Consider the following 6,942-nt stretch of genomic DNA (forward strand, 5'->3'; position numbering starts at 1 on the left):
ACCGCTCTTCCGATCTGGCCAATGCCCTTGAGCAACAGTAATAATTGGCTTTTCATTGAGCTGATAAAAATAACTCACTGGGTCTTTTACATCGTAACGTTGTGATAGGGCCGCAAGTTGATCTCTAAACGCTTTTGCTTGGGCTCGACCCAATTTCGGGTTATCGCTAAACTCACTGAGATCGTCGATATTGTCTGCAATGTCACTGAGCGTCTTGGTGTGTGAATCATAGATAGTGAAACCAAATTGACGAAGCATCTCGAGTTCTTTCTTTGGGTTGCCTGATGGCCAAGCAATAATGAGATCCGGTTGAAGGGCAATAATCCGCTCGAGTTTCATGCCTTGATAGTTGGCGACTTTTTCAAGGGATTGAGCTTGTTCTGGGTAGTCGCTCATGGCACTCACCGCGATGAGCTTATCGCCAAGCCCTGCTGCAAAGGCAATTTCTGTCGCATGAGGCGCGAGCGCTATGACTCTTTCTACCGGAGCGGAGACAACAGAAGTCGTTATAAGCAGTGGGACTATCGAGGTGAAACGAAACATCTAAACGCCTTGGTATAAAAGGAAAAGAATCACGCTTTGAATGAGTGTCCATGCGAAAACACGCCACGCAACGAGCGTTTGTATTTGTGATAAATGAATCGCCGAGGGAGCAATACGGCCACCTATTTTGACTCGTACACTTTTGCGATTTTCATAAATGGCAGGGCCACCTAGAGAAAGCTCCAGTTTGTTACCGACGGCAGTGAGCAACCAAGCAGGACCAGGTGACGGCCAAGACGAGCTTTGAGTCAGCATAGCTTTAAAGGTGTAAACGGCTTTATTTCCACACACAACAAACAGTGCAAACAGTCGTAAAGGGATAAAGTCTAAGAGTGCGACAGCTCGGGTTACCGCTAGGCCAAAAGGGGAGAATTCGGAACGAGAAGGAGACCACGCTCTCGCCAGTTCCGCCGATAGTCGATAGATTAAAGCGCCGCTTCCACCGCCGATTGCGTACCAAAAAAGTACACACACCACATTTCGCCCATAACCCATAATGATGGTTTCAGCCCCAGCTTTACCAAGCCCTAAAGCTGACAAGCGACTTGTGTCTCGGTTGAGTACCGGGGAAAGCAAGGATCTAGCCGTCGATTTATCGTCATGAGCGAGTGCCTTAGTCAGCCCATTTGCAAGGACTTCATTGCTGCGCCAATCTAGGGCAAGTAGCAGTAAAGCCAATTCAAATAACTGAGGTTGCCACACCAATGGTTTTAGCGCCCACAGCACGAGAATCGTTGGGATGACCATTAGTAACCAAGCAAGCGTGCCGGAAATCAAACTCTGTGAGTAGTGATTATTGACGTTTACTTTTTCAGCGAGTTGCTCTGCAAACTTATGCCACAGTGTCGTAGGGTGAGCGCTTCTAGGAATTGGGATAAGCAGATGAAATAATAAGGCTCCCCACATGACGAGGAGCACTCCATTTGAATAGAACTGACTAAAAATCTCTTCCATGATATCCGTCGTTAACTATTTAAGCAGTTGAACCATTTTTATCACCATCTCTGAAGAGCTTTGTGCTGCAAGAGGTAGGAACTCTTCAAAACTCATTGGAGACTCTTTATCGGCAACATCAGAAATAGCACGAACCACAACAAAAGGAACATTAAACTGATGACAAGTCTGAGCAATGGCAGAGGCTTCCATTTCGACCGCAATAACCGTCGGGAAATGTGTGCGAATAAACGCTTGACGCTCTGCGCTACAAACAAAGGCATCACCAGTACAAATTAGGCCTCGAACTGCGTGTTTGTCTTCCATTTGTGCCAGTGCTCTTTCTGCAATGTCCATTAGATTTGAATCGGCAAGAAAGGCAGCAGGCTGTCCCGCCATTTGACCAATTTCGTAGCCAAAAGCGGTCACATCAGCATCGTGATGACGAACTTCAGTAGAGATGACGACATCGCCTAAATTGAGAGTAGAGTCAAAACCACCCGCAGAGCCGGTATTGATGACAACGTCTGGCTGATATTCATCAAGTAAAATGGTGGTACCAATAGCGGCAGCGACTTTACCAATGCCCGACTGTAAAAGCACGACATCAACACCGTTAAGCTCACCCGAGAAGAAGTTGCAGCCCGCTTTGCTGACTTCTTTACAGTTAGATATTGCCTGCTTAAGGATGGTAACTTCTTGTTCCATAGCGCCAATGATGCCGATTTTCATGTGTGATCCTAATGATTTATTTAAAGGTGTTAAGCCTAAGTTTAACATGAAAAAATTGAGCGCAAATACTCTTTAATCGATAGAGTGGGCAAGGGATGGTATTCCGTTGTTATATTCAGTTGCCATAGTATCTAGATTACCCTATAATCCGCGCTTCGCGTAGTGGCTGAATCAGAGATTGGCTGCTACAACTATAAACCTACTCTTATTAGGAGAGCATTATGTCTCTGAATGCAGAAACTAAAGCAGCAATCGTTGCAGAATACGCACAATCTGAAGGCGACACTGGTTCACCAGAAGTACAAGTAGCACTACTTACTGCTTCTATCAACCACCTTCAAGGTCACTTTAAAGCTCACAAAGGCGATCACCACAGCCGTCGTGGTCTTCTACGCATGGTATCTAGCCGTCGTAAACTTCTTGATTACTTGAAAGGCAAAGACCTAGCTCGTTACCAAGATCTAATCAAACGTCAAGGTCTACGTCGCTAATTAGTAGCTGCATAGAAAGTTTGTTTAGAAAGGGGCTATATGCCCCTTTTTTGTTGCCTAAAATTCAGTAAAACCATGCTTTTTTTTAGGACAAAGTAACCGATCATAGCAAAACACCGCTCATATAGTTTATACTACGCCTCGCCTATCATGCTCTTGCACTAGGCACATAAATTTGTTCAAGAATTACAGTCACAGATGTCGGCCTATTGGTCGCGACTATTCAAAAGCGATTGGGTTAATAGTTTGGTTATCCTTAGTCTCTTTTCACTAGTCGCGATTGGTAATCTCTTGAACGGTCACTTACTTATTCTAAAGTTACCCTTTAGATCAAGGATATATAATGTTTGAAAAACCAGTTGTAAAGTCGTTTCAATACGGCAATCACACCGTTACGCTAGAAACTGGCGTTATCGCACGTCAAGCTACTGCTGCTGTAATGGCCACTATGGACGATACATCCGTATTCGTTTCTGTTGTTGCTAAAAAAGAAGCGGTTGCAGGTCAAGATTTCTTCCCGCTAACAGTAAACTACCAAGAGCGTACTTACGCTGCAGGTAAAATCCCTGGTGGCTTCTTCAAGCGTGAAGGTCGTCCTTCAGAAGCTGAGACACTAACAGCGCGTCTGATTGACCGTCCAATTCGTCCACTTTTCCCAAGTGCATTCAAAAACGAAGTTCAGGTTATCGCGACGGTTGTTTCTATCAACCCTGACGTAAACCCAGACATGATCACTATGATCGCAACGTCTGCTGCACTTTCTATCGCTGGCGTTCCATTTAATGGTCCAATCGGTGCTGCACGTGTTGGTCACATCGACGGTCAACTTGTTCTTAACCCTTCAAACACTGAGCTTGAAAACTCTAAACTAGACCTCGTTGTGTCTGGTACTGAAGGCGCGGTACTTATGGTTGAATCTGAAGCTGATAACCTATCAGAAGAAGAAATGCTTGCTGCTGTTGTTTACGGTCACGACCAACAACAAGTTGTCATCAAAGCGATCAACGAATTTGCTGCTGAAGTTGCGACTCCAGCTTGGGATTGGACTGCTCCAGAAGTAAACGCAGAGCTTAAAGCCCAAGTTGCTGAACTTGCTGAAGCACGTCTATCTGAAGCGTACCAAATTACTGAAAAAATGGCGCGTTACGAGAAAGTAGGCGTCATTAAGAATGAAGCCGTTGCAGCGCTTCTCGCGCAAGACGAAAACCTAGATGAGCGCGAAATCCGCGGCATGTTGGGTTCTCTAGAGAAAAACGTAGTACGTAGCCGCATCATCGCGGGTAACCCACGTATCGACGGTCGTGAAAAAGATATGGTTCGCGCACTAGACGTACGTACTGGTGTTCTTCCACGTACTCACGGTTCTTCTCTATTCACTCGTGGTGAAACTCAGGCACTTGTTACAGCAACGCTTGGTACACAACGTGATGCTCAAATCATCGATAGCCTAATGGGTGAGAAGAAAGACCACTTCCTTCTACACTACAACTTCCCTCCATACTGTGTAGGTGAGACGGGTTTTGTTGGTTCTCCAAAGCGTCGTGAAATCGGCCACGGTAAACTGGCTAAGCGCGGTATCCAAGCGGTTATGCCTTCAATTGAAGAATTCCCATACACAGTACGTGTTGTATCGGAAATCACTGAATCTAACGGTTCTTCTTCAATGGCTTCTGTATGTGGTACTTCTCTAGCGCTTATGGATGCTGGTGTTCCAATTAAAGCTTCTGTTGCGGGTATCGCAATGGGTCTGGTTAAAGAAGGTGACGACTTCGTTGTTCTTTCTGACATCCTTGGCGACGAAGATCACCTAGGTGACATGGACTTTAAAGTAGCAGGTACTAACGATGGTATCACTGCGCTTCAAATGGACATTAAAATCGAAGGTATCACGAAAGAGATTATGCAGATCGCTCTTAACCAAGCACAAGGCGCGCGTAAGCACATCCTTACTGTTATGGATGAAGCTATCTCTGGTGCTCGTGACGATATTTCAGAGTTCGCTCCGCGCATCCACACAATGAAGATCAACACTGATAAGATCCGTGATGTGATTGGTAAAGGTGGCGCTGTGATCCGTTCTCTATGCGAAGAGACAGGTACAACGATCGAAATTGAAGATGACGGTACGGTTAAAATTGCTGCAACCTCGGGTGAGCAAGCTGAAGATGCCATCAACCGCATTAAAGCTCTGACCGCTGAAGTTGAAGTAGGTACTATCTACACAGGTAAAGTTGCTCGTTTGGCTGATTTCGGTGCATTCGTTAATATCCTTCCTGGTAAAGATGGCCTAGTACACATTTCTCAAATCGCTGATAAGCGCATCGAGAAAGTGTCTGATTACCTAACTGAAGGTCAAGAAGTGAAAGTTAAAGTACTTGAAATTGACCGTCAAGGCCGTGTACGTCTAAGCATGAAAGAAGCGGCAGATAAGCCTGCAGAAGAAGCACCAGTTGCTGACGCTGAGTAATTCGTTATTCTTAAATAGGTAATTTGACCTATTGAGTATAAAGCATGTTATAAAGGGAGCCTTATCGCTCCCTTTTTTTCATCTTATTTTCCAGCAAATTTATGTTGGGCGACAGGAGTATCTATTTGTGAAATGGTTTCGTAGCGCCACATTAAGTGCATTTTTGTTGGTCACAGCGGGGTGTGCTTCGACATCAACACCCGATCAAGATCAGTGGATCTATCCACCAATGGCCGTGCCATTACAGGCAAGTGTTCAGCAAGAAGTTCAAATTGCTCGTTTAACTCAATTACTTCAACGTGCTGATCTGCAAGATGAAGTTAGAGCAAAAATGCATTATGAACGCGGTAATTACTATGACAGCGTTGGTTTGCGTGATTTAGCCCGATTGGATTTCAATCAATCACTATCATTAAACCCAGCTCAACCCGATATTTTTAATTTACTGGGTGTCTATTTTACCCAAGTTGGTGAGTTTGATGCTGCCTATGAAGCGTTTGATTCAACGTTAGAGCTTGATCCAGATAACGCTTACGCAGAACGTAATCGTGCTATTGCTCTTTATTACGGTGGACGCATTGATCTTGCTTACGAAGAGATGTCGACACATTTTGAACGTGATCCTAGCGATCCATTCGGGGCGCTTTGGCTCTATATCATTCAATCGGAAATGGATCTTGAAGCCGCAAAAACCGCGTTGATGACTCGGTATGAAGCGCGCACAGAAGAGTGGGGTTGGGTTCTTGTTGGCCTGACGTTAAATGACATCTCGGAAGAGAATGCATTTAAAGCCATTTTAGTTGGCACAAGAGATAATACGTTACTTGCCCAACGCTTAACGGAAGTTTACTTCTACATGGCGAAGCGTTACCAACAGGAAGGTGATTTTGCCAGTGCTATCTCTCTGTACAAACTGGCTTTAGCGGGCAATGTGTTTGAGTATGTTGAGCATCGCTATTCCTTTTTAGAGTTAAGCCGTATTTACAATCAAGTAAAAGCCGATCAACTTGCCCAAGCAAAGAAACAAGCATTGACTGAGCAGCAAGAGCAGTAACAACACCTCTAGAGACTGACAAGGCCGCTTGTTATTGACGATCATTAGAATGATCGTCAATAACAGGCGGTTTTTTATTACCTTATGTATATTTCTAGATATCTATACCTGTTGCTTTATACCAAAGATTCATTAAAATAGTTAGCCTAGCTAATTAAATTGGGTGGTGCTGTTATGCTTTGGGATAATCTTGAAAAAATCGAACGGTTTGCATCAAAGGTGTGGCGCGTTCAATCTAAAAATGACTCTTTAGATCAGTTAAGCTTCAATGAATATGATTACCTAAAAGTGATTCAGGTTTCGCAGGATGCGATTCGTTTAACGGATCTTGCCAATGAAATGCAAGTAAGCAAACCATCGGCGACGAATATGGTTAAGCGTTTGGAAAGAAAAGGACTCGTAGAAAGGAAATCTTGCGCTGAAGACGCGCGATCTAAGCGAGTTGAGTTGACTGAAAAAGCGACCGTTGCTCTAAAAGAGGAGAGTCGGGTTTATGGTGTGATGGCGAGAGAGTTAGAAAAAAAACTCACGGATGATCAATTGGATCAGTTAAATCAACTATTAAAAATCGCACTCAAATAGAGTTTTACTCATTTAGTTAGCCTAGATAATTAAATGGTGTGTCGTCAGGTTATTTAAGAGAAGTCATTATGAGTAACAGCATATACCGTCAATTTTGGCGTTATACGATTCCAACCGTAGCCGCAGATCGGAAGAGCGGT

General features: G+C 44.2%; 7 protein-coding genes. 4 read left to right on the forward strand and 3 right to left on the reverse strand.

Annotated features, from left to right (window positions below; translation table 11 throughout):
• The 3 genes from ACP45E_RS09590 to mtnN all read right to left on the reverse strand — a co-directional run.
• Window positions 1–543 (reverse strand): ABC transporter substrate-binding protein (locus ACP45E_RS09590; RefSeq protein ID WP_158008374.1); only part of this gene is annotated, 543 nt, incomplete at its 3' end.
• Window positions 544–1,497 (reverse strand): cobalamin biosynthesis family protein, encoded by a 954-nt coding sequence (locus tag ACP45E_RS09595; RefSeq protein ID WP_026026581.1) that lies wholly within the window; start codon window positions 1,495–1,497, stop codon window positions 544–546. It lies immediately after the preceding gene.
• Between the two features lie 15 nt (window positions 1,498–1,512).
• Window positions 1,513–2,208, reverse strand: coding sequence for a 5'-methylthioadenosine/S-adenosylhomocysteine nucleosidase (gene mtnN / locus ACP45E_RS09600; protein ID WP_026026580.1), 696 nt, complete (start codon window positions 2,206–2,208; stop codon window positions 1,513–1,515).
• A 221-nt stretch (window positions 2,209–2,429) separates the two neighbouring features.
• Here mtnN and rpsO point away from each other — a divergent pair, with 221 nt between their 5' ends.
• The 4 genes from rpsO (at window position 2,430) to ACP45E_RS09620 (ending at window position 6,802) form a co-directional block, all read left to right on the forward strand.
• Window positions 2,430–2,699, forward strand: coding sequence for a 30S ribosomal protein S15 (rpsO, locus tag ACP45E_RS09605; protein ID WP_017035498.1), 270 nt, complete (start codon window positions 2,430–2,432; stop codon window positions 2,697–2,699).
• Window positions 2,700–3,042: 343 nt separating this feature from the next.
• Complete coding sequence (gene pnp, locus ACP45E_RS09610; RefSeq protein ID WP_017037734.1) at window positions 3,043–5,166, forward strand: polyribonucleotide nucleotidyltransferase; 2,124 nt, start codon at window positions 3,043–3,045, stop codon at window positions 5,164–5,166.
• Between the two features lie 127 nt (window positions 5,167–5,293).
• The gene (gene nlpI, locus ACP45E_RS09615) at window positions 5,294–6,220 is read left to right on the forward strand and encodes a lipoprotein NlpI (protein WP_017035496.1); all 927 of its coding nucleotides are present in this window, start codon (window positions 5,294–5,296) and stop codon (window positions 6,218–6,220) included.
• A 174-nt stretch (window positions 6,221–6,394) separates the two neighbouring features.
• Complete coding sequence (locus ACP45E_RS09620; protein WP_017035495.1) at window positions 6,395–6,802, forward strand: MarR family winged helix-turn-helix transcriptional regulator; 408 nt, start codon at window positions 6,395–6,397, stop codon at window positions 6,800–6,802.
• Window positions 6,803–6,942: the final 140 nt, after the last annotated feature.

The organism is Vibrio genomosp. F10 str. 9ZD137 (genome assembly GCF_049974785.1).
Taxonomy (GTDB): domain Bacteria; phylum Pseudomonadota; class Gammaproteobacteria; order Enterobacterales; family Vibrionaceae; genus Vibrio.